The sequence below is a fragment of the Roseateles asaccharophilus genome (genome assembly GCF_031458115.1).
Classification (GTDB): Bacteria; Pseudomonadota; Gammaproteobacteria; order Burkholderiales; family Burkholderiaceae_C; genus Pelomonas; species Pelomonas asaccharophilus_A.
Map to the genome: position 1 here is coordinate 272,189 of NZ_JAVDXV010000003.1, position 22,536 is coordinate 294,724.

Here is a 22,536-nt window from a genome sequence, read left to right on the forward strand (position 1 = left end):
GCGCTCAGGGGGGACCCCCGCGAATGGGCGATCAAGCCCTGAAGACGGTTGCCAGCGTCGCAGTTTTGTCGTCAATCGCGCGGCGGTTCGCCCCGGGCGGCCACCTTGGCCGCCAGTTCCTCGCGCATGCGCTTGAGCTTCTCGCGCGGATCCTCACGGGTGCCGCCCTCGTTCAGCTTCATCTCGGCCAGGAAGCGGCTGGGGATGCCCACCACCGCGTCGCGGCCCTTCTTGCGACGGCGCAGCGTGGAGACGGCCAGCGTCGTACGGGCGCGGGTGATGCCCACGTACATCAGCCGCCGCTCTTCCTGCAGCGCCTCGGCCGTCATTTCTTCTTCATCGCGTTTGAACGGCAGCAGGCCTTCGTTGACGCCGGCAAGCACCACATGCGGCCATTCCAGCCCCTTGGACGCGTGCAGCGTCGTCAGCGTCACCTGGTCCTGCTCCTCGCCGCGCTCGGCCAGGCTCAGGATGACGGAGATGGTCTGCGCCACGTCCAGCACGCTCTGCTTGGGCTCGGTGAAGCTGACGCCGTCTTCCTCGCTCTGCTGGCCGCCGCAGCGCTTGGCCACCCAGTCCACGAAATCCAGCACGTTGCCCCAGCGGGCCTGGGCCACCTTTTCGTTCTCCTCGTTGTCGATCAGGTGGGCTTCGTAGGCGATGTCCTTCAGCCATTCCATCAGCATCGCGTGCGCGGCGGTGTGGCCCTCGGTGTGGCGGGCCTTGTACTGCAGTTCGTTCACATAACGGCCGAACTCGTGCAGGCTGTCCAGGCCGCGCTTGGTCAGCGCCGTGGCCAGGCTCTCGGAAAACAGCGCCTCGAACATGCTGCACTTCCATTGCGCCGAGAAGGTGCCTAACGCACCCAGCGTGGTGTGGCCGATGCCGCGCTTGGGCGTCGTCACCGCGCGCAGGAAGGCCGGGTCGTCATCCTGGTTCACCAGCAGGCGCAGCCAGGCGCACAAGTCCTTGATCTCGGCCTTGTCGAAGAAGCTCTGGCCGCCCGACACCTTGTAGGGGATCTGCGCACGCCGCAGCGCCTGCTCGAACACGCGCGCCTGGTGGTTGGCGCGGTACAGGATGGCGAAGTCCTTGAAGTTGGGCCCCTTGCCGTCGGCGCGCAGTTGTTGGATGCGCGCCACGGCGCGCTCGGCCTCGTGTTCCTCGCCGTCGGCCTCCAGCAGCGCGATGGCGTCGCCGTCGCCGTACTCGCTCCACAGCTTCTTCTGGAACAGCTTGGGGTTCAACGCGATGACGTTGTTGGCGGCGCGCAGGATGGAGCCCGTCGACCGGTAGTTCTGCTCCAGCGGGATGATCTTCAGCGCCGGGTAGTCGGTCGGCAGGCGCTTCAGGTTCTCGATGGTGGCGCCGCGCCAGCCATAGATGGACTGGTCGTCATCGCCCACGGCGGTGAACATGCCGCGGTCGCCCACCAGCGCCTTCAGCAACTCGTACTGCACGGCGTTGGTGTCCTGGTACTCGTCCACCAGCACATAACGCAGCTTGTTCTGCCACTTCTCGCGCGCCTCGGCGTCGGTGGTCAGCAGCTTCAGCGGCAGCGTGATGAGGTCGTCGAAGTCCACGGCCTGGTAGGCCGCGAGGCGCTCCTGGTAGCGCACCATGACGGCGGCGGCGGAGCGCTCATCGTCGTCCGCGGCGACCTGCGCCGCCAGCGCCGGGCCTATGCCCTGGTTCTTCCACAGCGAGATGGTCCATTGCCAGCGCTGCGCCTGCTTGGCGTCGGTGGTGCCGCCGGCATCCTTCAGCACGTTCAGCACATCGTCGCTGTCCAGGATGGAGAACTGCTCCTTCAGGCCGACGCGCGTGCCTTCCTCGCGCAGCAGCCGCACGCCCAGGGAGTGGAAGGTCGAGATCGCCAGGTCCTTGGCGGCCTTCTTGCCCACCAGCGCCTTGGCGCGCTCGCGCATTTCCTGCGCGGCCTTGTTCGTGAACGTGATGGCGGCGATCTGGCCGGGCCGGTAGCCCGACTGCAGCAATTGCCAGATCTTGGTCGTGATGACCTTGGTCTTGCCCGAGCCCGCGCCGGCGATGACGAGGCAGGGGCCGTCCAGGTGATGGACGGCGGCTAGCTGGGCCGGGTTGAGGCCGGCGGATGGCGGGGCGGACGACATGGGGCGCGCATCATGCCACTCGGGCTACGCCCTCGCCGGGTAGTGCTCTGAGGCCAAGCCCCAAAAGCAGCAGCGCAAAGAAGATGAAGCCGATGCGCGGTGCGTCCAGCAGGCTGTCGAAGGCGCCCACCGTGCCGAAGCCGATCAGCGCGGCCACGAAGGCCGGCGCGAGCGGGTGGTCGCGGCCGCGGCCGAAGCTCAGCCGCACCAGCACCAGCACGTACAGGCTGCCCGCCAGCGCCAGCCCGATCAGGCCCTGCTCGAACAGCACATGCAGCGCCGCGTTCTTGATGTGCCAGGGCAGGTGATGGCGGTCGCTGGAGAAGAACCAGCGCGCCATCTCGCGGTTGAAGTCGCCGTTGACCAGCAGCGCCCGGCCCTGGCTGTCGTGCATCGCGATGCGGCTGATGTCCACGCGCGCGCCGCGCGTGCCCAGCGACAGCGAGAACGTGACGAAGCGCGGCGCCCACCAGTCGCCGCCCATCTGCGTCACCGGCCCCAGCTTGAACTTGTGGGTCTGCCAGGCGGCTGGTGTGTCCGGCGGGGCATCCGCGGCGCGCTCGGGCTTCAGGATGGTCTCGGCGCCGAAGCAGTTGTCGGGGTACAGCAGGTTCTTCTCGCACAGCTGCAGCCCGAGCACGGCGTCCTGCGCGGTGCGACCCACCAGCGTCACCGTGACCGGGCCGGGTGCCGGGGTCGCGACGCGCTGGCTCATGCGGAACTGTTCGCCGCGCCCCTGGATGTGCTTGCCGGCGGTCAGCGCCAGGAAGGCCTCGTCCTCGTCGGTGCGCAACCGGTAGTCGCCGACCTGGTACTGCTCGGGACCGTCATAGAGATTGCTGGCCACGTAGCGGCCGGAGCCCTTGCCCAGCAGCCATTGCCGGCCGCCGTGCAGCAGGCGCAGGCCGTCGTGCCAGTGCGTGAGCCGGGTCTGGCCGTCTTCCTTCCACGTCGCGACGCGGTCGCGCAGGTAGGCGCCGCCGCCCAACGCGGCCACGACGGCCATCACCAGCACCAGCCCGGCCACCAGCAGCGCACGCTTGCGCCAGCCGGCCGCGCCCGTCTCGCGCAGCGGCCACAGCCGGTGCTCCAGCAGCATGGCCGCGAACACGCTGGCCAGCGCGAGGCCGGCTGCCAGCGAGGTGTAGCGGCCGGTCGTGCCGCCCCAGTAGTCGGCCACGATGACCATGCTGGCCAGCAGCCAGAACCAGGCCGTGGCCGTCAGCAGCACGTAGATGGGACGGGTCTGGTCGGGCTTGTCCAGCCATCGCAGCGCTGCGCAGCACAGCAGCGCGACGAAGTTCAGCACATAGGCCGCCTTCGGAACGGCGGTGGACAGCGCCCAGCTGGCCGCGCCCAGCAGCAGCGCGAGCAGGCCGCCCATGATCAGCGCCGTCAGCCGCTGCCCCAGGGGTGGCCGCCACAGGCTGGCCGGCAGCGTCAGCAGAACCACCATGACGAAGAACAGCGCCAGCAGGCCGCGGTAGCCGCCGCCGCCGAACACCAGCGTCGCGGCCAGCGCGAAGGCCGCGGCCATCGCCAGTGCGCCGATCTTGGCCAGGCGTGGCAGCGGTTCGTCGACGGCGCCCAGCGTGCTGTCGGCGTGGCTGCTGCTTTCCGGGCCGGCACCGGCCGCACGGCGGCGCTGCGCGTCCGCCAGCAGGACCATGGGCGCCAGCGCCAGCGGCAGCGCCAGATACACGCCGCGCGAGAACGTCGTCAGCACGGCATAGACCGCCAGCAGCGCGATGCCCATGCCGATGGCGAAGCGCCAAGGCGAGCGCGTGCGCAGCAGCGCCAGCAGCGCGAATGGCAGCGTCAGCACGAGGAAGCCGTCCAACGCGGCGCCGCCCACGTGCATCTCCCAGAACAGCGCGGTCGTGCGGTAGTCGGTGGAGAAGTCCAGCAGCCCCGTGTAGGCCAGGCGCTCCCACAGCGCCGCGGCGCAGCCGCCGGCCAGCGCCAGCACCAGGCCCAGCAGCAGCCCGCGTGAGAAGCCGCGGGGCCGCGCGGCCGCCGCGGCGGTCCACAGCGGCAGCAGCGCCAGCACCAGGAACACCGCCTTGGCATTGCGCACCGAGTTCATCGCCTCGTGGTAGCCGTGGAACCAGCCGAATTGGAAGCCGCCGGCATCGGAGAAGCCACGCTTCACGCTCCACAGCGTGGACAGCGCGAAGGCCAGCACCAGCATGACGGCCAAGGGTGAATACACCAGCCCATGGCGCCAGGCCGGCGCGCGGTCGCGCGCATTGAGCTGCAGCGCATAGGCCAGGTAGCCACCGCAGCCGCAGGCGGTGACGAGAAGGTCCATCTCCTCGAAACTGATCCAGCCGCTCCACGGTGCCAAGCCGATCAGCGGCAAGGGTGCAAACAGCAGCACCGGCGTCTTGACCCAGAACAGTGCCGCGGCCAGCACGGCCAGCCCCCAGGCGGCCAGCGCCAGCGGGCCCGACAGCGGGTGGTGCCAGGCCAGCTCGGCGCCGATCAGACCCAGCCCCAGGCCGGCGGCCAGCGCCAGCCATTGCGTCCTGGTGGTGGGCAGCTTGAGCTGCAGCTCGCCCAGGCCCAGCAGGCCAGTGGCCGGCGTGGCGCCGACGGCGGCCATCAGCGTTGGCGCCGCGGGCTGGCCAGCGGCAGGGTGGGGCAGATGGCGGTCAGGAATGCAGGCAGCGAGCGGGCCATGGCGAACCTTCGAATGGGGGCCGCATTGTTGCCGAGCGTCGCCCCTGGCGCACCCCCACACAATCCCCCGGACGCAGGTCTGCGACCGTCTTCAGGACGTGGCCGTGCCCAGCCCCAGCAGCCGGCGCCACCAGGCCGGGCGGGCGCCGGCCGGGGTGGGTGGCGGATCCGCCGCGGCGCTGCTGCGCGCCGGGGTCAGGCCCAGCCACTCGCGCAGTTCGTCGGCCAGGCCTTCGGCACCGCGCGTGCGCAGCTCGGGCGATTCCGCCATCGTCGCGCGCAGCAGCGCGTCCAGCTTGATCTGCTGCTCTTCCTTCAGACGCGGCCATTGGTCGCCGGCGCTGCCGCGCAGCGGCGCCGGGCCGGTGGGCGTGTCTTCCCAGCCGCAGATCAGCACGCGGGCGAAGGCGCCCAGGCCATAGACCTCGCTGGCCAGGCTGGGTGGGCCGCCGGCACGGCGCTCGGGGGCGACGAAGGCCGGCGCGGCGCCCAGGCTGAGGCCGCGGTCGAAGGGGTCTGTGGGGTCGGGGATGCGGGCCAGGCCCAGGCCCATCAGGCGCACCTGGCCTTCGGGGTTGAGCCAGATCATGGCCGGGTCCAGCTCGGCCAGCAGCCAGCCCTGCTGGTGGGCCGAGCGCAGCGCCTCGCACAGCTGTACCAGCAGCTCGATGCGCGCGCGCAGGCCCAACTGGTGCAGTTGCGGCAGCAGCGGCTCGCCATGCTGGCCTTCGATGATCAGATAGGGGTGGGCGTCGGGCGTCACGCCGCTGTCGCTGGGCACGGCGATGTGCGGGTGCTGTAGCCGGGCCAGGTCGCCGGCCTGGTCCGCATAGCGCAGCATGACGCCGGCGCCCTGGTCGCTGCGGTCCAGCACCAGCACGGCGGCCTTCTGCTCGGTGGCCATGCCGTGGTGGGCGCCGTACCACTGACCCGCGTGGGCCTGCTCGCCGTCCGGCAGCGGCTTCTCCAGCCGCCAGACGCCCAGCGCCTGGCCTTCGTCCAAAGGGGCGGCGGCGGCAGGTGGGGGCAGCTTCACATTGGGCATGCGCATGGACCGCATATTAGGGGTGACCCGGAGGGCCCCGCCATCCCATGCTGCAACAAAGCCGGGCGGCCGCGCATTCGCTCACGGCGACCGCGGCGCTGGCCGTTGTCGAAAGCTGGGGTGGCCGGGCTCCGGGATACTGGCTTGCAATAGCCATACCAACGGCCCCCCATGCTTGCCGTCCTCGCCACGACCTTCCCCTTCTTCGCGCTGGTGCTGTGCGGCTGGCTGGCCGCCGAGCGCGGCTGGCTGCCCGACAGCGCCATCCCGGGCCTGAACGGCTTCGTGCTGTTCTTCGCGCTGCCCTGCCTGCTGTTTCGCTTCGGGCGCGACACGCCCATCTTCGAGCTGCTGAACCCGGCGCTACTGGGCGTCTACCTGGCCGCGGCGCTGCTGATCGTGTTCTTCACGGTGACCGTGACGCTGAGGCCGCCCGTGGGCATGAAGGACGCGGCCCTCGGCGCGCTGGTGGCGGCCTTCCCCAACACCGGCTTCATGGGCGTGCCGCTGATCGTCGCGCTGCTGGGCAGCCAGGCGGGCGGCGTGGTCATCTCCACCATCCTGGCCGACCTGTTCGTCACCAGCTCGGTCTGCATCGCTCTGGCCCAGGCCGGCACCAACATGCGCGCCGAACGGGCCGCTTTCGTGCAGGCGTTGAAGGCCGCGGGCTCCAACCCGCTGCCCTGGTCCATCGGCCTGGGCGCGCTGTGCGGCACCCTGGGGCTGGAGTTGTGGGGGCCGCTGAACAAGGCGGTCGCGATGCTGGCCGACGCGGCGTCGCCGGTGGCGCTGTTCACGATAGGCGCCGTGCTGAGCCGCTCGGGCCGCGCCAACCGCGCGGCCGGTCGCACGACGCCGCCGCGGCACTACCTGCCGGTGGCCGCGATCAAGCTGCTGTTGCACCCGGCGCTGGTGTTCGCCCTGGCGGCCGCCGCGCGCTGGCTGGGCGCACCGCTGTCGCAGGGGCAGGTCATTGCGCTGACGCTGGCGGCCGCGCTGCCCAGCGCCAGCAATGTGTCGCTGCTGGCCGAGCGCTACGGCGCCGACAACGGCCGCATCGCGCGCATCATCCTGGCGTCCACGGCGCTGGCCTTCCTGAGCTTCAGCGCGCTGGCGACGCTGCTGATCGAGGCTGCGGCAACGTGAGCGCCACGCGCAGGCCGCCGCCGTCGCGGTTGGCCAGCGCGATGCGCCCGTCGTGCGCCTCGGCGATCTCGCGCGCCAGCGCCAGGCCCAGGCCGGTGCCGCCCTGGCTGCCCGGCTCGGCACGCTTGGTCGAATAGAACGGCAGCAGCGCCTGCGCCAGCACCGCCTCGCTCATGCCGGGCCCGCGGTCCAGCACCTCGATGCGCAACTCGTCACCGGCGGTGCTCAGGCGCAGAGCGACCTCGTCGGGGTCGCTGCCCGACTCGTGCGCGTTCTTGATGAGGTTCATCAGCGCCTGCTCGATCTGCGCCGCGTCGAACCAGCCGGGCTCCGCCGGGACATCGCCGTCCAGGTTGAACTCGCCCAGCGTGGCCAGCCGCTCCAGGAAGGCCGGCCATGCGACCGCCTCGCGCCGCGGCGCCGGCAGCTTTGCGAACGCTGCATAGCCGCTCAGGAAGCCGTGCAGGTGCGAGGCCCGCTCGCCGATGCTGGCCAGCACCTGCGTCAGCCGCGCCGTGTCCCCACGGCGCGCCAGCTCGGCGCCGCTGTGCGCCAGCGACGAGATCGGCGCCAGCGAGTTGTTCAGCTCGTGGCTCAGCACGCGGATGACGCGCTTCCAGGTCGAGACCTCGGCGCGCGACAGCTCGCGCGTCATGCGCCGCAGCAGCCGCAGCCGGTGCGGCTGGCCCTGCAGCCGGAACGCGCGCGTGCTGTGGTGGAAGGTCTCTTCCGAGCCATCGGGCAGCGTCACGGTGAACAGCCGGTCGCCGTCGCCGGCCAGCGCCTCGCGCAGCGTCTGCGGCAGGTCCGCGATGACGGTGGGGAAGTCCAGCCCGGTCAGGCTGCGGCCGTCGCTCAGCAGCTGGCGTGCGGCCAGGTTGGCGATGGCGATGCGTTCGCTCTGCGCCGTCAACACCAGCGCGGTGGGCGTGTTCTGCACCACGGTGTCCAGCAGCAGCTCGCGCTGCGCCAGGTGCTGGCGCTGCTCGCGAAAGGCCAGGCCCAGCTCCGCATGCATGCGGGTCAGCTCGGCCAGCTCGCGCGGGCCGTCGGCGACGAGATTGAGGCTGAAGTCGCCGTCGCGGTAACTCAGCACCGCGCCCTCCAGCGCCCGGGTCAGACGATGCAGCGGCGCCAGCCAGCGCGCCGCGAGCCAGCCCAGCAGCGGCAGCATCACCGCGACGGCCAGCAGCAGCGCGCTGACATCGTTCAGGCCCAGGCGCCGCACGCCCAGGATGACCAGCGGCGGCACCGCCGCGGCCGTGGCCAGCGACAGCAGCGCGCGGGTGCGCAGGGACAGCGTCATGGGTTGATGCCGTAACGCTCAAGCCGCCGGTACAGCGCTTGCCGCGACAGACCCAACTGCGTCGCCGCGCGGCTGACCACGCCGCCGGCCGCGGCCAGCGCGGCGACAACCACCTCGCGGCTGGGCTCGTCCAGGTTGCGCCACGCGCCGCCGCCGTTGCTGCCGGCTTCCTCCAGACCCAGCAACGTTGGCGTGATCTCGCCGCCGCCACACAGCAGCGCCGCGCGCTCGACAGCGTTCTTCAGCTCGCGCACATTGCCGGGCCAGCGGTGCGCCAGCAGCGCGTCGCGCGCCGCATCGCTCAGACGCGCGCGGCCGGCCAGGAAGTGCTCGGCCAGCGGCAGCACGTCGTCGCGCCGCTCGGCCAGCGCCGGCAGCTTCAGCTCGATGAGGTTGAGGCGGTAGAACAAGTCCTCGCGGAAGCCACCGGTCTTCACCATCGCGCGCAGGTCTGCGTTCGTCGCGCTCAGCACGCGCACGCGGGTCTGGCGCGTCTTGCTGGAGCCCAGGCGTTCGAACTGGCCGGTCTCCAGCACGCGCAGCAGCTTCATCTGCCCGGCCAGCGGCAGGTTGGCGATCTCGTCCAGGAACAGCGTGCCGCCGTCCGCCGCCTCGAAGCGACCCACGCGCGCCTTGGCCGCGCCCGTGTAGGCACCGCTGTCGCTGCCGAACAGTTCCGCCTCGATCAGGTCGGCCGGCAGCGCGCCGCAGTTCAGCGCGACGAAGGGGCCATCCTTGGCCGCCGAGTTCGCATGCACAAAGGCCGCGATGCGCTCCTTGCCCGCGCCGTTGGGCCCGGTGATCAGCACCGGCACCGGCGCCGCGGCGACCTGGCCGGCCAGCTCCAGCAGGTTGGCCATCGCGTCCGATGCGAACACCAGGCCCGCCAGGTCGTAGCGCCGCGCCAGCGCCGCGCGCCGCGTGGCCCGTGCCTCGCGCAGCTGCGCGATCTCGCGATTGGCCTCGCCCAGCTCCAGCAGGTTCTCCACCGTCGCCACCAGCTTGGCGTCGTCCCACGGCTTGGCCAGGTAGTCGGCCGCGCCGGCCTTCACCAGCGCGACGGCCGCGTCCAGCCGCGTCCAGGCGGTCAGCAGGATGATGGGCAGGTCGGGGTGCTTCGCGCGGATCGCGCGGAAGAGTTGCTCGCCCTCTTCGCCGGAGGTCGTGTCGGCCGTGAAGTTCATGTCCTGGATGACCAGGCCGAACAGTCGCGCCTCCAGCAGTGCCAGGCCGGCCTCGGGGCTCGCGGCGACACTGGCCTCGATGTCGTGCAGCGACAGCAATAACTCCAGCGCCTGGCCCACGCCGGGGTGGTCGTCGATGATGAGCACGCGCCTCATGAGGACTTGGGCTCCAGCCAGGTTCGCTCCGACGTCTCGCGGTGGATGCGGAACACGGCCGCCGAGCGCGGCTGGCTGCGCGGCGGCGTGGTGAAGTCGAGCCGGCCATTGGCCAGCGCGTGCAGTTCGATGTGGGTCAACTTGTTGTTCAAGGCAAAGGCGATGGCCACGCAATCTTCGGGAACGACGGTGTAGCGCACGATGCGGCCGCAATGGTTGCGGCCAGCGCCGATGAATTCGCAGATCTCCTCGCGCGTGCTGCCGGGCTTGAACACGACGAAGCGGTCCCAGCCGAAGCTGGTCAGCTTGCCGAGATCCACCTCACGTGCCGACGGGTCACGCACGATGTCGCCGACGCGCTGGCTGATCATGCCGGGGCCGTTGGCGACCTCGCTGCAGGCGGCGAGGGCGAGGCACAGAAGCAGGAAGGCGAGGACGCGCGGCATGGGGCGAGGATAGCGGCGGAGGTGCGCATGCTCGGGAGTCGGGCGGCGAGACGTCGGTCGCGGTGTTATGCCGGCGCGTGATCGGCATCGCGCTTAGCGAGCGTTCCAGGCCGGCAAGAGCGCGTGCTCAAATATCTTGCAAGAGTCGCGAGTGATCCGCACACAACACGTTAGATCTGGGGAGACTATTCAATGCGTCTGTTCATCAGCTACAGCCAACGAGATGATGGCGTCGCGAACAAGCTCTCAGACGCGCTGAAGGTTGCTGGTCACGAGGTTTGGAAGTGGAACGAGACCCTCAAGCCCGGTGACAACATCGCGAAGAAGACTCAAGAAGGAATCGAGAACGCGGACGTTTTCTTGCTAATCGTCAGCGAGAACTCGCTCAACTCGAAGTCCGTGATGCAAGAGTTCTCGACGCTTGCTCTCAGCGAAATATCCAAACGGGAACTCAAGATCATTCCAGTCTTGGTTGATCAAAGTTCTGTCCCGAGCTACCTGCTCACATACCTCTACATTGACATCTCAAAGGACGTCGATGCGGGCATTGTCAAGCTTGTCGAATCGCTTGCTCAACAGTCGCGCCCCGGCGCGGCACCCGTTCGCGACGGTGCGCCGCAGACCACGACTACCAATGTCGCTGAGCTTGCTGCCGCCTTGAACAGTGGTCGCTTAACACTTGTTTGTGGCGCAGGAATCTCAGTGGCGGCTGGCGTTCCGATGTGGAACGATCTCTTGCTCTCGCTGCTCGAGTCGATGATTGAACGACTCTCCAAAGAGCATTCACTCGACATAACTACGGCGGTTGCGCGCGCCTTCCAGGAGCGATACGGCTCATCGGCGCTAATCTTAGGAAAGTATCTCAAGAACACACTCGGCAAAGACTTCTCACGCACTACGCGTGACGCCCTATATGCCAAGAGCGCTCGATCCTCTGAACTGCTCGACGCGATAGTCGATCTGGCTCGCCCTCGTCGCGAAGGGAAGGCTCTCGACTCCATCGTCACTTTCAATTTCGATGCTCTGATCGAAGAGAACCTGTCTGCCGCCAAGGTGCCAAACGTCTCGATTTACACCGAGTCCATCAAACACCAGCCGCATCAGCTTCCCGTCTACCACGTTCATGGGTTCCTACCGCGGAAGGGGAGGATTCCAGACACGACGGAGATTGTCTTTAGTGAAGACGCATATCACGGTCAGTTTCTCGATCCCTTCAGTTGGTCCAACCTGATCCAGTTGGCGAAGTACACACAGAACACTTGCCTATTCGTCGGCGTAAGCCTGACGGACCCGAACCTGAGGAGACTGCTCGATGTCTCATCACGGAAAAGTACTGACAAAGCAAAGAGTCATTACATATTGAAGAAGTTGCCTGATTTGGGTGGTGGCGACGACAAGTTGAACAGCTTGGCTCGGCTGCTGGAAGAGCAGGATGCCAATGTCCTTGGAATCAACGTACTGTGGGTGCGAGCCTATGACGAAATGCCAAGACTGCTTGCATCCATCGCCGGGGCATAGCAGGTCTTTCAACCGAACACGCTGCTGCAATCAGCCTAGCTGCCGTATTCCCAGTTCGAGGGCAATCAGGCCGTAATTGGCCATGGCCGCACCGGGCGATAGATGCGGTTGAAATCGTGCATCGTGACAGACGGCTCAGCGTGACGAAGTCACTCACTGCACATTGGCAATGAAACGATGGCATCGCCGGGGCGGCTGCCCAGACGTAGTGCTAGTCTGCCCACCATGAGCGAAAAGAAGATAGCCCTGTACGACGGCCCCGCCGGTGGCTGGGGCGCGTTGAAAAGCGTCGCCCACCATCTGCACGAGCAGGGCGTGGCCGTGAAGGGCGCCAAGACGCTGCTGCACGCCAACCAGACCGACGGCTTTGACTGCCCCGGTTGCGCTTGGCCCGACCGCGACCACCGCTCCACGTTCGAGTTCTGCGAGAACGGCGCCAAGGCCGTGGCCGCCGAGGCGACGGCGCGGCGGGCGACGCCCGAGGTCATCGGTGCGAAGACGCTGAAGGAATGGGCCGAGGCGTCGGACTACGAGCTGGAGGCCACCGGCCGCTTGACCGAGCCCATGGTCTACGACGCGCAGACCGACCGCTACCAGCGCACCACGTGGGACGCCGCCTTCGCGCTGATCGCGCGCGAGCTGCAGGCGCTGCCGGACCCCAACCAGGCCATCTTCTACACGTCGGGCCGCACCAGCAACGAGGCGGCCTTCCTGTACCAGCTGTTCGTGCGCGAGTACGGCACCAACAATTTCCCCGACTGCTCCAACATGTGCCACGAGCCCAGCGGCTCGGCGCTGAAGCCCACCATCGGCGTGGGCAAGGGCACGGTGACGCTGGCGGACTTCGAGCAGGCGGACTGCATCCTCGTGTTCGGCCAGAACCCCGGCACCAATCACCCGCGCATGCTGGGCGAGCTGCGCGCGGCCCGCAAGCGCGGTGCGCGCATCGTCAGCTTCAACCCGCTGCGCGAGCGCGGGCTGGAGCGCTTTGCCGACCCGCAGAACGCGCTGGAGATGGCGACGCTGGGCGACTCGCCGATCAGCAGCCACTACTTTCAGTTGAAGGTGGGCGGCGACTTCGCGCTGCTGAAGGGCATGTGCAAGCGCGTGGTGGAGCGCGACGCTCTGGACCGTGACTTCATCGCGCAGCACACGGCGGGTTTCGACGGCTTCATCGCCGAACTGCGCGAGCAGCCCTGGGAGCCGCTGGTCGAAGCCTCGGGCCTGACGCGCGAGCAGATCGAGCAGGCCGCCGACCTCTACATCGCGGCCGAACGATCCATCGTCTGCTGGGGCATGGGCATCACGCAGCACCGGCATTCGGTGGCGACCATCCAGATGATCGTCAACCTGCTGCTGCTGCGCGGCAACCTGGGCCGGCCCGGTGCCGGCGCCTGCCCGGTGCGCGGCCACAGCAATGTGCAGGGCGACCGCACGATGGGCATCTACGAGAAGCCCGCGTCGGCGTTCCTGGACAAGCTGGGCGAGGTGTTCGGCTTCGAGCCGCCGCGTGAGCACGGCTATGACACGGTGGGTGCCATCCAGGCCATGCTGGACGGCAAGGGCAAGGTCTTCGTCGCGATGGGCGGCAACTTCGCCGCGGCCACGCCCGACACGGCCGCCACCTGGCGCGCGCTGCGCCGCTGCGAGCTGACCGTGCACATCACGACCAAGTTCAACCGCAGCCATGTCGTGCACGGCCGCCAGGCGCTGGTGCTGCCGGTGCTGGGCCGCACCGAGATCGACATGCAGGCCACGGGGCCGCAGGGCGTCACGGTGGAAGACTCGATGAGCATGGTGCATCTGTCCGCCGGCATGAATGCGCCAGCGTCGGAGCACCTGCTGTCCGAGCCCATGCTGGTCGCGCGCATGGCCGCGGCCACGCTGGAGCACAGTCGCACGCCGTGGCTGGCGCTGGCCGGCGACTACGCCGCCATCCGCGACAAGATAGCCGCCGTGCTGCCCGACTTCGCCGGCTTCAACGACAAGATCAAGGCGCCGGGTGGCTTCCGGCTGCGCAACACGGCCAGCGAGCGCGAGTGGGTCACGGCCAGCGGCCGCGCGCAGTTCAGCACGCATGCAATGCCGACCGACCTGGCCGTGGCGCGCGTGGCCGATCGTCACCGCGACGTCCGCGTGTTCACGCTCACCACGCTGCGCTCGCACGACCAGTACAACACCACCATCTACGGCCACGACGACCGCTATCGCGGCGTCTACGGTCATCGCCGCGTCGTCTTCATCCATGCCGACGACATCAAGGACCTGGGCCTGAAGGCCGGTGACTGGGTGGACATCACCAGCCTCTACTGTGCGGACGACGTCGCCGACGTGCAGCAGCGCCGTGCTGAACGCTTCCTGCTCGTCGCCTACGACATCCCGCGCGGCTGCCTCGCCAGCTACTACCCCGAGACCAACCCGCTGGTGCCGCTGGAGAGCTTCTCTCTGGTGGCGCGCACGCCCACGTCCAAGTCCATCCCGGTTGTGCTGAGCCCGCATGCAGGACCTGCTGCTGCAGACGCTGCGTGAGCTGGCGCCGGGCGGCGAGCCGGTCGCGCTGACACGGCTGGCCAAGCGGCTGGACCAGCGTGTCAGCGTGCTGCTGCGCGAGCTGACCGCGCTCAGCGATGCGCGCATCGCCGGCGAGGCCGGGCCGGGGCTGGTGCGTCTCGCGTGTGACGACGCCGGGCGCTGGACGGTCGCTATCCTCGCGCCGCCGCTTCCAGGAGACCCTTCATGAACGCCGCCGTACTGACCAACGCGCTGCTCGCCGTCCTTGCCGTCGTCATGGCGGGCCTGGGCCTGTCGCTGACCTGGGACGACTTCCGCCGCCTGCGTGACCACCCCTTGGCCGCCGTGCTGGCGCTGGCGCTGCAGGTCATCGTGCTGCCGCTGGTGTGCGTGGGCGTCATCGCCGCGTTCAAGCTGCCGCCGCTGTATGCGGTGGGGCTGATGCTGCTTGCCGCGTCGCCCGGCGGCATCACGGCGAATCTGTTCAGCCACCTGTTCGGCGGGCACGTCGCGATGAACCTGTCGCTGACGGCGCTGAACACCGTGCTGTCCCTCGCCACGCTGCCGCTGATCGCCAACTGGGCCATTGCGCACTACGCCGGAGGCGGCCAGGTCGTGCCGCTGCCATGGCAGAAGCTGGCCGAGGTCATCGCCGTCATCGCGGTGCCGGTGTTCATCGGCATGGCCGTGCGCCGCCAGCGGCCCGACATCGCGGCGCGGCTGGACAAGCCGGTGAAGGCGCTGTCCGCCGTGCTGCTGCTGGTGCTGACCGTCGCGGCCATCGCCAAGGAGCGCGAGGCGCTGATGAACGCCGCGGGCGACCTGGGCGGCGCGGTGCTGGTGTTCAACCTGCTGAGCCTGCTGGCCGGCTACGGTCTGGGCCGCGTCGTGCGGCTGCCGCGACCGCTGTGCATCGCGATTGGCTACGAGGTGGGCATCCACAACTCCACGCTGGCGCTGTACCTGGCGCTGGCCGTGCTGCAGCAATTCCCCGTCGCGCTGCCGGCGGCGCTGTATTCGGTCAGCATGTATGTCACGGCGCTGCTGTTCGGCTTCTGGTTGCGCCGCACCACCTGACACGGGATTCATGATGAAACTGCTTGGCCGCCTCACCTCCCTCAACGTCCGCAAGGTCATGTGGACCGCTGCGCTGCTGGACCTGGACCTGGACCGCGAGGACTGGGGCATGGGCTTCCGTTCGCCGCAACAGCCGGAGTTCCTGGCGCTGAACCCCAATGCGCTGGTGCCGGTGCTGATCGACGGCGACTTCGCGCTGTGGGAGAGCAACAGCATCTGCCGCTACCTCGCCACGCAGCGCTATGCGACAACGCTGCTGCCCACCGAGGCGCAGGCGCGCGCCACCGTCGAGCAATGGATGGACTGGCAGGCCGGCGAACTGAACAACAGCTGGCGCGTGGCCTTCATGGCACTGGTGCGTGGCCAGCCGGCCACGCCCGAGGCCATCGAGGCCGGCGTTGCCAGCTGGAACCGCCACATGGGGATGCTGGAGGCGCAGCTGCGCAAGACCGGCGCCTATGTCTGCGGCGGCGACCTGACATTGGCGGACGTGGTGCTGGGCCTGTCGGCGCAGCGCTGGAAGAACGCGCCCATCGCGCGCGTGGAGCTGCCGGCCGTGGAGGCCTGGCTGGAGCGGCTGGCCGGCGCGCCGGGGTTTGCGGACTACGTCGGCAACGGCATGCCCTGACCCCGTCTCAGGATGGCTTTCCGGCGCGCACCCGTGCCAGGATCTGGTCCGCTTGCAGCCGGGCCGCCGCCTGCTGCTCCGGCGTGGGCAGGCTCTTGAAGCGGATGCGCTGCTGTTCGATGAGTTGCCGGACGCGGTCGCGGGCCTGCGGCTCGCCGGGCAGTTCGGCATAGGCCGTCATGTAGGCCAGGCGCTCCGTGTCGTCCAGTCCCCAGCCCTCGTGCGCCTGCGCGGCGGCGAGCAGGCTGGGCGCATGGCCGTCGCGGGCGTCGCGCCGCAGCGCGTCGGCCACCTGCTGGCGCTGGGGGGGCGCCAGGTCGCCGGCAAAGGCGGCGCCGGCATAGGCCGAGGCTGCATCGGGCACGCCGGCGCGCAGCGCGCGGGCAGCCAGTTCCGGCAGCAGCAGGCGGTGCTGCGCCGTGACGGTCTGGCAGCGCCGCGCCTCGGCGTCGGCCTCCACCATCAACTGCGTCAGCATGTCCGGCGCCACGCCCTGATTGCGCGCGGCCTCCGCGCTGCGGCGCCGCGCCTCGTTGGATGCGCAGCCCCGCAGCCACTGCACCGCCTCCCAGGCCGCTGCCGCGTCGTCGCCCACCTGGGCGCGATCGATGTGCGGCCCGTAGCCTTCGGAACCGATACGGCGAGCGGCGGCCGCCAGCGGTGCCGGCAGGGCAGGCCTCGCCATGACGGCCAGTGGTTGCGTCGTCGCCGCGGTGTCAACGGGCGCGCGGGCCTGCAGCGGCCCTGATGCGGCGACGTGATGTTCGGGGATGGTCGCGTCGGGTTCCGTGTCCGGCGGCTGCGTCGCGAACAGAAAGGCGGCAACGCCGGCCAGCGCCACCAGCAGGATCAGAGCCCAGCGAGACGCGCTCATCGTTTCAGCTCGCGGGGGCCAGAACCCGCTGGCCGGCGTCGACCAGTTCCAGCACCGCCTTCACCACCCGCTCCGGCTCGCTGAGCTGCGGGAAGTGGCCGCTGCTGTCGGCCAGCACCTGCCGGCCCAGCGGCGACAACGCCACCAGTCCGCGTTGATGCGTGGCCCGCGCCTGCAGCAGCGCCGGTTTCGTCGCCCAGGCCATCGCCGGCTTCGTGCCAGTCACGACGCGCAGCGGCACGGCGGGGAAGGGCGGTGCGGCGGCCAAGTCGGCGGCGGAGCGCGCGGTGTGCTCGGTCTCGTGCCAGCGCTGCGGCGGCGCCAGCCGACGCATCAGCCAGGCCAGCCCCTTCTGCAGCGCGTTCTCGTGCGCCTTCAGCGCCGTCAGGTCCTGCGGCGCCGTGGCCTCCAGCAGCACGACGCCGACAACGTCCGCCGGATGCAGGCGCGCATACAGGTTGGCGACCAGGCCGCCGAAGGAGTGACCCACCAGCACGTACGGTGGCGCCAGCTGCAGCGCGGCGAGCAGGCGGCGCAGCGACGCGACCATCTCGGCAGCAGTCTGAGCGGTGGCGGGGCGGGCGCTGCGGCCCACGCCGAGGCGGTTGTAGGACAGCGTCGTCGTGCGCGCCGCGATGCCGTCGAACACGCGCATCCAGCCTGCCAGCGGGCCGCCCGAGCCGTTGATCAGCACGACGGTGGGTACGCCGGTGCCGGCACGCACGAACTCGACGGCGTGGCCGTCGACATCAACCAGGGAGGCAGCGGGCAGCGTGGGCATGCAACAGACAGCGGGCCGTGGGGCCGCCATTCTGTGGCATGCCGTGTGACTGCGGGGTCAGGGCCTGTTACCCCTACGGGCGCGGCCCTCTCCCGTAAGGGTCACAGGCCCTATGCGTCCACGATCACCTGGAAGCCGCCAAAGATCATGCGCTGCCCGTCGAACGGCATGCCTTCCGGCCCCTTCTGCATGCTGGGGTGCTCCATCACCTTCTTCATGCCGTCGTCGCGGGCCTGCTTGGACGGCCACACCACCCACGAGAAGACGACGACCTCCTCGGGCTTGCGCTGCACGGCCATGGAGAACGACGTGACCTTGCCTTCCGGCACGTCGTCGCCCCAGCACTCAACGACTTGCAGCGCGCCGTGCTGCTTGAACAGCGCCGCCATCTCCAGCGCGATCTTGAGATAGGCCTCGCGGTTGGTGGTGGGCACCGGGACCAGATATCCGTCGACGTAGTTCATCGAGTCTCTCCGTGAAATGGACGGCGCCATCGCCGCCTTCATGAGGACGACGATGGGCCGTGGTCACTTTCGACAGGATTCCGGCGCGCGGATGTAAGCGCGTGTTGCTTGGCGTCAGCCCAGCCGCACCGGCACGAAGATCTGCTGGCCATCGCGGGCCACCAGCAACGCGACCGACTTCGGGCTGTCCTTCATTGCCGCGCGCACCTCGTCGATGTTCTGCACCGGCTTGCCGTTCAGCGCCAGCAGCACGTCGCCGGGCTGCACGCCGGCCAGCTGCGCAGGGCCGGTCACGCGCTCGATCAACAGGCCGCCGTCCAGCCCCGAGCCGCGCAGCTCCTGCGGCTGCAGCGGGCGCAGCGCCAGGCCCAGCTGACCGCCCTGCGGCGCGGCGCTGGCCTCTTGCGCCTCTTTGTCGGCGCGGCCCAGAGCCACGGTTTCGCTGACGCGCTTCTTGTCGCGCCACAGCTCCAGCTTCAGCTTGTCTCCCGGCCGCGCCAGACCCACTCGGCTGGACACGTCGCCCGCCACGCGAACCGGCTCGCCGTCCACCTGCGTGATGACGTCGCCCGCCTTCAGCCCGGCCTTGGCCGCCGCGCTGCCCGGCTGCACGCTGGACACCAGCGCGCCGTCCGGCGCGTCCAGCCCGAACGACGAGGCCAGCGGCGCGGACAGGTCCTGCAGCGTCACGCCCAGCCGCGCATGCTCCACCTTGCCGTGCGCAACGATCTGGTCCTTGATCTTCAGCGCCACGTCCACCGGGATGGAGAAGGCCAGGCCCTGGAAGCCGCCACTCTGCGAGTAGATCTGCGCGTTCACGCCGATGACGCGGCCCGACGCGTCGAACAGCGGGCCACCGGAGTTGCCGGGGTTCACGGCCGCGTCGGTCTGGATGAAGGGCACCACGCTGTCGCCCGGCAGCGAGCGGCCCTTGGCGCTGACGATGCCCTGCGTGGCCGTCTGCTCGAAGCCGTAGGGCGCGCCGATGGCCAGCACGTAGTCGCCCACCTGAACCTGCTTCGGGTCGCCCAGCTGCACGGTGGGCAGGCCCTTGGCGTCCACCTTCAGCACGGCGATGTCGGTGGCCGGGTCGCTGCCCAGCACCTGTGCCGAGAACTCGCGGCGGTCGCTGAGCTTGACGGTCACCTGCTTGGCTTCGCGCACCACGTGGGCGTTGGTCAGGATCAGGCCGTCGCTGCTGATGATGAAGCCCGAGCCCTGGCCGCGGAACGGCTGCGCGCCGCCCTGCTGCGGCATGCGCAGGCCCGGGATGCCGCGGAAGAAGCGGAAGAACGGGTCGTCCTCCATGCCGGGGCCTTGCTGCATGACGGCGGGGCCCTCGGTCTTGTGCAGGCCGGCCACGGTGATGCCGACGACGGCCGGGCCCTGGCTCTGCACGATGGCGCGGTAGTTGGGCTGCGGCGCACCGGGCAGCAGCACGGGTGCAGGCGTGGCGGCCGGGACGGCGGCGGCCACGGCGACGGGGGCCTCCGCCGGTGCGGCAGTCGTGGCGGGCGCCTTGTCCTTGAACAGCGCGGGCAGCGTCCAGCCGGACGCCGAGGTGGTCAGCGTCACGCCCGCCCCCAGCAGCGCGGCGGCCGCGGCGGTCAGCGTGAACTTGGTGGTCTGGGTCATGGCGTGCTCCTCATCAGCAGGGGCTGCAACAGCGCAGCCGAAGAGGCACTTTAGAAATCGAGGGTGAGTGCTGGATGAGGCGAAGGTGAGGCGAAAGTTAAGCGCGCAGCAGATTGGCCGTGCCCAATGCGATGAAGACGAGCAACAGCGCTTTCTGAAACGTCGCCGCGTCGAAGCGGCCACGCAGCCGCTCGCCCAGCCAGAGGCCCGCGAACGCGCCGGCCAGCGCTGCGCCCGTGGCGGCCCATGCCGGCGCCGAATCCCACCCCGGCGGCCACACGGTCTGCAGCCGAAGCGCCAGTGCCAGCGTCGCGACGGTGAACGACAGGCCCAGCGCTTGCACCATGGCCGCCTTGTCCAGCCGCAGCGATTGCAGATAGGGCACCCAGGGCAGCACGAAGACGGCCGTCAACGCGGTGACCAGCCCGGTCGCCGCTCCCGCCAGTGCGACGGCCCAGCGGCTTGTGTGCGACAGGTCCGGCAGCGTCGGCCGCCACAGGCCCCACAGCCCGTAGCCGACCAGCACGCCGCCCAGCCATCGGTTCGCTGCGCTGGACAGGTCGGCGCTGCCGATGCCGGGCGCCAGCGCCGTGACGGCCGCGAGCGCCACCCAGCCCGGCCACAGCCGTGCCGCGAGCGGGCGCAGATGCGGCCCGCGGCATTGCGACAGGTTGGTGGCCAGCGACGGCGCGACGAGCAGCGCAGCCGCCTGTGCCGCGGGCATCCACAGGCCGAGCAGGCTCATCGCGACCGTGGGCAGGCCCATGCCGGTGACGCCCTTCACGCAGCCGGCGATGACGAACACGGTGATGACGGGCCAGAGCGGTGTTGCTTCCATGGCCGCATCGTGCGATGGGCAGGTCGGTGCAGTCCATTCAACAGACCCGCGCCTATCCTTCGGCAATTCCGTAGGAAGCCCGCCATGACCGCTCCCGCGCGCCGGACCGTCGACTACCGCATCGCCCCGTTCGACCTGCACCTGTTCGCCATGGTGATGGCGCGCGGCACGATAACGGCCGCCGCCGAGGCCGTGAACCTGTCGCTGGCGGCCGCGAGCGCGCGCCTGAAGGCGCTGGAGGACGCCACCGGCACCCGCCTGCTGGACCGCTCGAAGGCGGGCGTCACGCCCACCGATGCCGGCCGCGCGCTGGCGCGCCACGCCAGCCGCGTGCTGGCGGAGCTGGAGTCGCTGCACGTGGAGATGGCCAGCTTCGGCCACGGCCTGCGGGGCACCGTGCGGCTGCTGTGCAACACGGCGGCCATGTCGGAGGCCTTGCCGCAGCGGCTGGGGCGCTTCCTCGTCGGCAACCCGGACCTGGACGTCGACGTGCACGAGCTGCCCAGCGACGCGACGCTGGACGCGCTGCGACGTGGCAGCGCCGACATCGGCATCGTGGCCGACCATGTCGACGCGTCCGGCCTCGTCGTGCAGCCCTGGCTGGACGACCGGCTCGTCGCGCTGCTGCCGCGGCGCTGGCCGGTGGGCGCGCGGCGATCCATCGCGTTCGGCGAATTGCTGGAGCGCCCGCTGGTGGGCCTGGCGCGCGACAGCGGGCTCAGCCGCTTCCTGGCCGCGCAGGCCAGCCGCAGCGGGCGCGTGCCGCGCCACCGGGTTCGCGTGGGCAGCTTCGATGCGGTTGCGCAACTGGTGGCCGCGGGTGCGGGTGCGGCCGTGATGCCCGAGAGCGCGGCGGCGCGCTTTCGCGGCGACGGCGTGCGGGTCGTGGCGCTGTCCGACGCCTGGGCGCGCAGGAGGCTGCTGATCTGCATGACGCCCGAAGGCGCCCAGCTCGCCGGCGTGCGGGCCTTGGCGCAGGCGCTGGTCGCGGACTGAGGCCGGCGCTCAGCGGCCGGCCGCGCAGTCGGCGGCGGACTTGCCCGCCGCCCACACCACGGCCTGCTCAAGTAGCCGCAGGTGGTGGGCCTCGGCATAGGCCTCCGGCCGGTGCCCGATGGCCGAGTAGAACGAGCGCCCGCGGCCCACGCAGCGGGTCCAGACGAGGGGATGGTCGCTGCCCATCGCCAGGTCGCCTGGCGTGTAGGTGCGCTCGTCCAGCGTGGCCAGGATGCGGGCGCCGCCGGCGCGCGGGTTGTTCTTGAACGAGTACCACTCGTCGCTCATCGTCCAGCCCTCACCCAGGCCGGCGACGACGGGGCTGCTGTGGTCCTCGACAACGACGCGCGCATCCTGGAACTGCGGCTTCATCGGGTGGCCCTTGAAGCGCGCGCCCACCAGCGTGTCGACATACCAGTCCCAGAAGGTCTCCGGGTCGCCGCCCGAACCGTGGAAGCCCACGAAGCCGCCGCCACCTTCCATGTAGGCCTTGAACGCGGCGCGCTGCGACAGCGTCAGCACGTCGCCGCTGACGTTGTTGAAGATCACCGCGTCGAAGCGGCGCAGCGAGGCCGGCGTCATCGCGCCGGCCTTGTCGGTGATGGTCAGCGACCAGCCGTGCCGCTGCGCCATCACCTTCAGCGCGTCGCGTGCGGCCTGGATGGCCGGGCCGTGCAGGTAGCCGTTGACCTTCTCGAACACCAGCAGTCGTGGCGCACCGGGCGCGATGGCGGCCGGCGGCGCGTCGTTGTCGTAGCGCGCGCAGCGGGCGGTGCGGTCGGCGTTGGTGACGGGCAGCGCGCGCAACTGCGCGTCCAGCCGTTCAACGTCCGGGAAGCCCGGCTGCCCGGCGATGGAGCGCAGCGTCAGCAGCGTGGCGAAGCTGGGCACCTCGGTCCTGGCCTGCCAGGCCGGCAGCGCCTTGGCCCCGGGCCACGCCTGTTGCAGCGCCGCGGTGGCGCGCGGCGACAGCAGCACGTCGATCAACGGGCTGTCCACCGAGAACGGCGCATCGCGCAGCGGGCAGTCCGTCACCGGCGCGGCCTGCGCGGCGGTGCCCAGGGTGGCCAGCAGCAGTGCGGCCAGGCAGGTCTTCGTCATCGGCTCACTCTCCTCA

19 protein-coding genes are annotated in these 22,536 nt (G+C 70.0%); 7 read left to right on the forward strand and 12 right to left on the reverse strand.

Annotation, left to right across the window (positions count from 1 at the left end; genetic code table 11):
* Positions 1-71 precede the first annotated feature (71 nt).
* The 3 genes from J2X21_RS09680 to J2X21_RS09690 all read right to left on the reverse strand — a co-directional run bounded on the left by J2X21_RS09680 (position 72) and on the right by J2X21_RS09690 (position 5,865).
* Entirely contained in the window at positions 72-2,132 is a 2,061-nt protein-coding gene (locus tag J2X21_RS09680; protein WP_310327815.1) for an ATP-dependent helicase, read from the reverse strand.
* Positions 2,133-2,142: 10 nt separating this feature from the next.
* Positions 2,143-4,737 carry a hypothetical protein gene (locus J2X21_RS09685; RefSeq protein ID WP_310327817.1) on the reverse strand — a complete coding sequence of 865 codons (2,595 nt, stop codon included), beginning with the start codon at positions 4,735-4,737 and terminating at the stop codon, positions 2,143-2,145.
* Positions 4,738-4,905: 168 nt separating this feature from the next.
* Positions 4,906-5,865 carry a serine/threonine-protein kinase gene (locus J2X21_RS09690; RefSeq protein ID WP_310327820.1) on the reverse strand — a complete coding sequence of 320 codons (960 nt, stop codon included), beginning with the start codon at positions 5,863-5,865 and terminating at the stop codon, positions 4,906-4,908.
* Positions 5,866-6,030: 165 nt separating this feature from the next.
* Between J2X21_RS09690 and J2X21_RS09695 the strand changes: the two genes are divergently transcribed.
* Positions 6,031-7,005 carry an AEC family transporter gene (locus J2X21_RS09695; protein WP_310327823.1) on the forward strand — a complete coding sequence of 325 codons (975 nt, stop codon included), beginning with the start codon at positions 6,031-6,033 and terminating at the stop codon, positions 7,003-7,005.
* Here J2X21_RS09695 and J2X21_RS09700 read toward each other — a convergent pair.
* The 3 genes from J2X21_RS09700 to J2X21_RS09710 are packed head-to-tail and all read right to left on the reverse strand — an operon-like array spanning position 6,962 to position 10,097.
* The gene (locus J2X21_RS09700; RefSeq protein WP_310327826.1) at positions 6,962-8,311 is read right to left on the reverse strand and encodes a sensor histidine kinase; all 1,350 of its coding nucleotides are present in this window, start codon (positions 8,309-8,311) and stop codon (positions 6,962-6,964) included. The genes J2X21_RS09695 and J2X21_RS09700 overlap by 44 nt on opposite strands.
* Complete coding sequence (locus tag J2X21_RS09705; RefSeq protein ID WP_310327829.1) at positions 8,308-9,651, reverse strand: sigma-54-dependent transcriptional regulator; 1,344 nt, start codon at positions 9,649-9,651, stop codon at positions 8,308-8,310. Before J2X21_RS09705 ends, J2X21_RS09700 begins: the two co-directional genes overlap by 4 nt.
* Complete coding sequence (locus J2X21_RS09710; RefSeq protein ID WP_310327831.1) at positions 9,648-10,097, reverse strand: hypothetical protein; 450 nt, start codon at positions 10,095-10,097, stop codon at positions 9,648-9,650. Before J2X21_RS09710 ends, J2X21_RS09705 begins: the two co-directional genes overlap by 4 nt.
* Before the next feature lie 192 nt (positions 10,098-10,289).
* Between J2X21_RS09710 and J2X21_RS09715 the strand changes: the two genes are divergently transcribed.
* The 5 genes from J2X21_RS09715 to J2X21_RS09735 all read left to right on the forward strand — a co-directional run bounded on the left by J2X21_RS09715 (position 10,290) and on the right by J2X21_RS09735 (position 15,831).
* Positions 10,290-11,615: a TIR domain-containing protein gene (locus J2X21_RS09715; protein WP_310327834.1), complete on the forward strand. Its 1,326-nt coding sequence runs from the start codon at positions 10,290-10,292 to the stop codon at positions 11,613-11,615.
* A gap of 225 nt (positions 11,616-11,840) precedes the next feature.
* Positions 11,841-14,144, forward strand: coding sequence for an FdhF/YdeP family oxidoreductase (locus J2X21_RS09720; protein ID WP_310327837.1), 2,304 nt, complete (start codon positions 11,841-11,843; stop codon positions 14,142-14,144).
* On the forward strand, positions 14,113-14,355 hold the full coding sequence (locus tag J2X21_RS09725; RefSeq protein WP_310327839.1) for a hypothetical protein: 243 nt from the start codon (positions 14,113-14,115) through the stop codon (positions 14,353-14,355). The genes J2X21_RS09720 and J2X21_RS09725 overlap by 32 nt, the downstream gene beginning before the upstream one ends.
* On the forward strand, positions 14,352-15,203 hold the full coding sequence (locus J2X21_RS09730) for a bile acid:sodium symporter family protein (protein ID WP_310327842.1): 852 nt from the start codon (positions 14,352-14,354) through the stop codon (positions 15,201-15,203). The genes J2X21_RS09725 and J2X21_RS09730 overlap by 4 nt, the downstream gene beginning before the upstream one ends.
* Before the next feature lie 10 nt (positions 15,204-15,213).
* On the forward strand, positions 15,214-15,831 hold the full coding sequence (locus J2X21_RS09735) for a glutathione S-transferase family protein (protein WP_310327844.1): 618 nt from the start codon (positions 15,214-15,216) through the stop codon (positions 15,829-15,831).
* A gap of 7 nt (positions 15,832-15,838) precedes the next feature.
* On the opposite strand, the gene J2X21_RS09740 is transcribed toward J2X21_RS09735, so the two are convergent.
* The 5 genes from J2X21_RS09740 to J2X21_RS09760 form a co-directional block, all read right to left on the reverse strand.
* Complete coding sequence (locus J2X21_RS09740; RefSeq protein ID WP_310327846.1) at positions 15,839-16,705, reverse strand: hypothetical protein; 867 nt, start codon at positions 16,703-16,705, stop codon at positions 15,839-15,841.
* 4 nt (positions 16,706-16,709) lie between these two features.
* Positions 16,710-17,486: an alpha/beta fold hydrolase gene (locus tag J2X21_RS09745; RefSeq protein ID WP_310327848.1), complete on the reverse strand. Its 777-nt coding sequence runs from the start codon at positions 17,484-17,486 to the stop codon at positions 16,710-16,712.
* Between the two features lie 110 nt (positions 17,487-17,596).
* Complete coding sequence (locus J2X21_RS09750) at positions 17,597-17,950, reverse strand: DUF1428 domain-containing protein (protein WP_310327849.1); 354 nt, start codon at positions 17,948-17,950, stop codon at positions 17,597-17,599.
* 114 nt (positions 17,951-18,064) lie between these two features.
* Positions 18,065-19,585: a Do family serine endopeptidase gene (locus J2X21_RS09755; RefSeq protein ID WP_310327852.1), complete on the reverse strand. Its 1,521-nt coding sequence runs from the start codon at positions 19,583-19,585 to the stop codon at positions 18,065-18,067.
* Between the two features lie 97 nt (positions 19,586-19,682).
* A complete protein-coding gene (locus tag J2X21_RS09760; protein ID WP_310327854.1) occupies positions 19,683-20,423 on the reverse strand; it encodes a sulfite exporter TauE/SafE family protein in 741 nt (246 codons plus the stop codon).
* A gap of 84 nt (positions 20,424-20,507) precedes the next feature.
* On the opposite strand from J2X21_RS09760, the gene J2X21_RS09765 reads away from it, so the two are divergent.
* Positions 20,508-21,419, forward strand: a complete 912-nt coding sequence (locus J2X21_RS09765) for a LysR family transcriptional regulator (protein ID WP_310327856.1) — start codon at positions 20,508-20,510, stop codon at positions 21,417-21,419.
* 9 nt (positions 21,420-21,428) lie between these two features.
* Here J2X21_RS09765 and J2X21_RS09770 read toward each other — a convergent pair whose 3' ends face one another.
* On the reverse strand, positions 21,429-22,520 hold the full coding sequence (locus tag J2X21_RS09770; RefSeq protein WP_310327858.1) for a ThuA domain-containing protein: 1,092 nt from the start codon (positions 22,518-22,520) through the stop codon (positions 21,429-21,431).
* Positions 22,521-22,536: the final 16 nt, after the last annotated feature.

What these genes read in the sequence shown, in the direction of transcription:
- J2X21_RS09680 (WP_310327815.1), bottom strand. Translation starts at nt 2,132, where the DNA reads ATGTCGTCCGCCCCGCCATCCGCCGGCCTCAACCCGGCCCAGCTAGCC.
- J2X21_RS09685 (WP_310327817.1), bottom strand. Translation starts at nt 4,737, where the DNA reads ATGGCCGCCGTCGGCGCCACGCCGGCCACTGGCCTGCTGGGCCTGGGC.
- J2X21_RS09690 (WP_310327820.1), bottom strand. Translation starts at nt 5,865, where the DNA reads ATGCGCATGCCCAATGTGAAGCTGCCCCCACCTGCCGCCGCCGCCCCT.
- J2X21_RS09695 (WP_310327823.1), top strand. Translation starts at nt 6,031, where the DNA reads ATGCTTGCCGTCCTCGCCACGACCTTCCCCTTCTTCGCGCTGGTGCTG.
- J2X21_RS09700 (WP_310327826.1), bottom strand. Translation starts at nt 8,311, where the DNA reads ATGACGCTGTCCCTGCGCACCCGCGCGCTGCTGTCGCTGGCCACGGCC.
- J2X21_RS09705 (WP_310327829.1), bottom strand. Translation starts at nt 9,651, where the DNA reads ATGAGGCGCGTGCTCATCATCGACGACCACCCCGGCGTGGGCCAGGCG.
- J2X21_RS09710 (WP_310327831.1), bottom strand. Translation starts at nt 10,097, where the DNA reads ATGCCGCGCGTCCTCGCCTTCCTGCTTCTGTGCCTCGCCCTCGCCGCC.
- J2X21_RS09715 (WP_310327834.1), top strand. Translation starts at nt 10,290, where the DNA reads ATGCGTCTGTTCATCAGCTACAGCCAACGAGATGATGGCGTCGCGAAC.
- J2X21_RS09720 (WP_310327837.1), top strand. Translation starts at nt 11,841, where the DNA reads ATGAGCGAAAAGAAGATAGCCCTGTACGACGGCCCCGCCGGTGGCTGG.
- J2X21_RS09725 (WP_310327839.1), top strand. Translation starts at nt 14,113, where the DNA reads ATGCAGGACCTGCTGCTGCAGACGCTGCGTGAGCTGGCGCCGGGCGGC.
- J2X21_RS09730 (WP_310327842.1), top strand. Translation starts at nt 14,352, where the DNA reads ATGAACGCCGCCGTACTGACCAACGCGCTGCTCGCCGTCCTTGCCGTC.
- J2X21_RS09735 (WP_310327844.1), top strand. Translation starts at nt 15,214, where the DNA reads ATGATGAAACTGCTTGGCCGCCTCACCTCCCTCAACGTCCGCAAGGTC.
- J2X21_RS09740 (WP_310327846.1), bottom strand. Translation starts at nt 16,705, where the DNA reads ATGAGCGCGTCTCGCTGGGCTCTGATCCTGCTGGTGGCGCTGGCCGGC.
- J2X21_RS09745 (WP_310327848.1), bottom strand. Translation starts at nt 17,486, where the DNA reads ATGCCCACGCTGCCCGCTGCCTCCCTGGTTGATGTCGACGGCCACGCC.
- J2X21_RS09750 (WP_310327849.1), bottom strand. Translation starts at nt 17,950, where the DNA reads ATGAACTACGTCGACGGATATCTGGTCCCGGTGCCCACCACCAACCGC.
- J2X21_RS09755 (WP_310327852.1), bottom strand. Translation starts at nt 19,585, where the DNA reads ATGACCCAGACCACCAAGTTCACGCTGACCGCCGCGGCCGCCGCGCTG.
- J2X21_RS09760 (WP_310327854.1), bottom strand. Translation starts at nt 20,423, where the DNA reads ATGGAAGCAACACCGCTCTGGCCCGTCATCACCGTGTTCGTCATCGCC.
- J2X21_RS09765 (WP_310327856.1), top strand. Translation starts at nt 20,508, where the DNA reads ATGACCGCTCCCGCGCGCCGGACCGTCGACTACCGCATCGCCCCGTTC.
- J2X21_RS09770 (WP_310327858.1), bottom strand. Translation starts at nt 22,520, where the DNA reads ATGACGAAGACCTGCCTGGCCGCACTGCTGCTGGCCACCCTGGGCACC.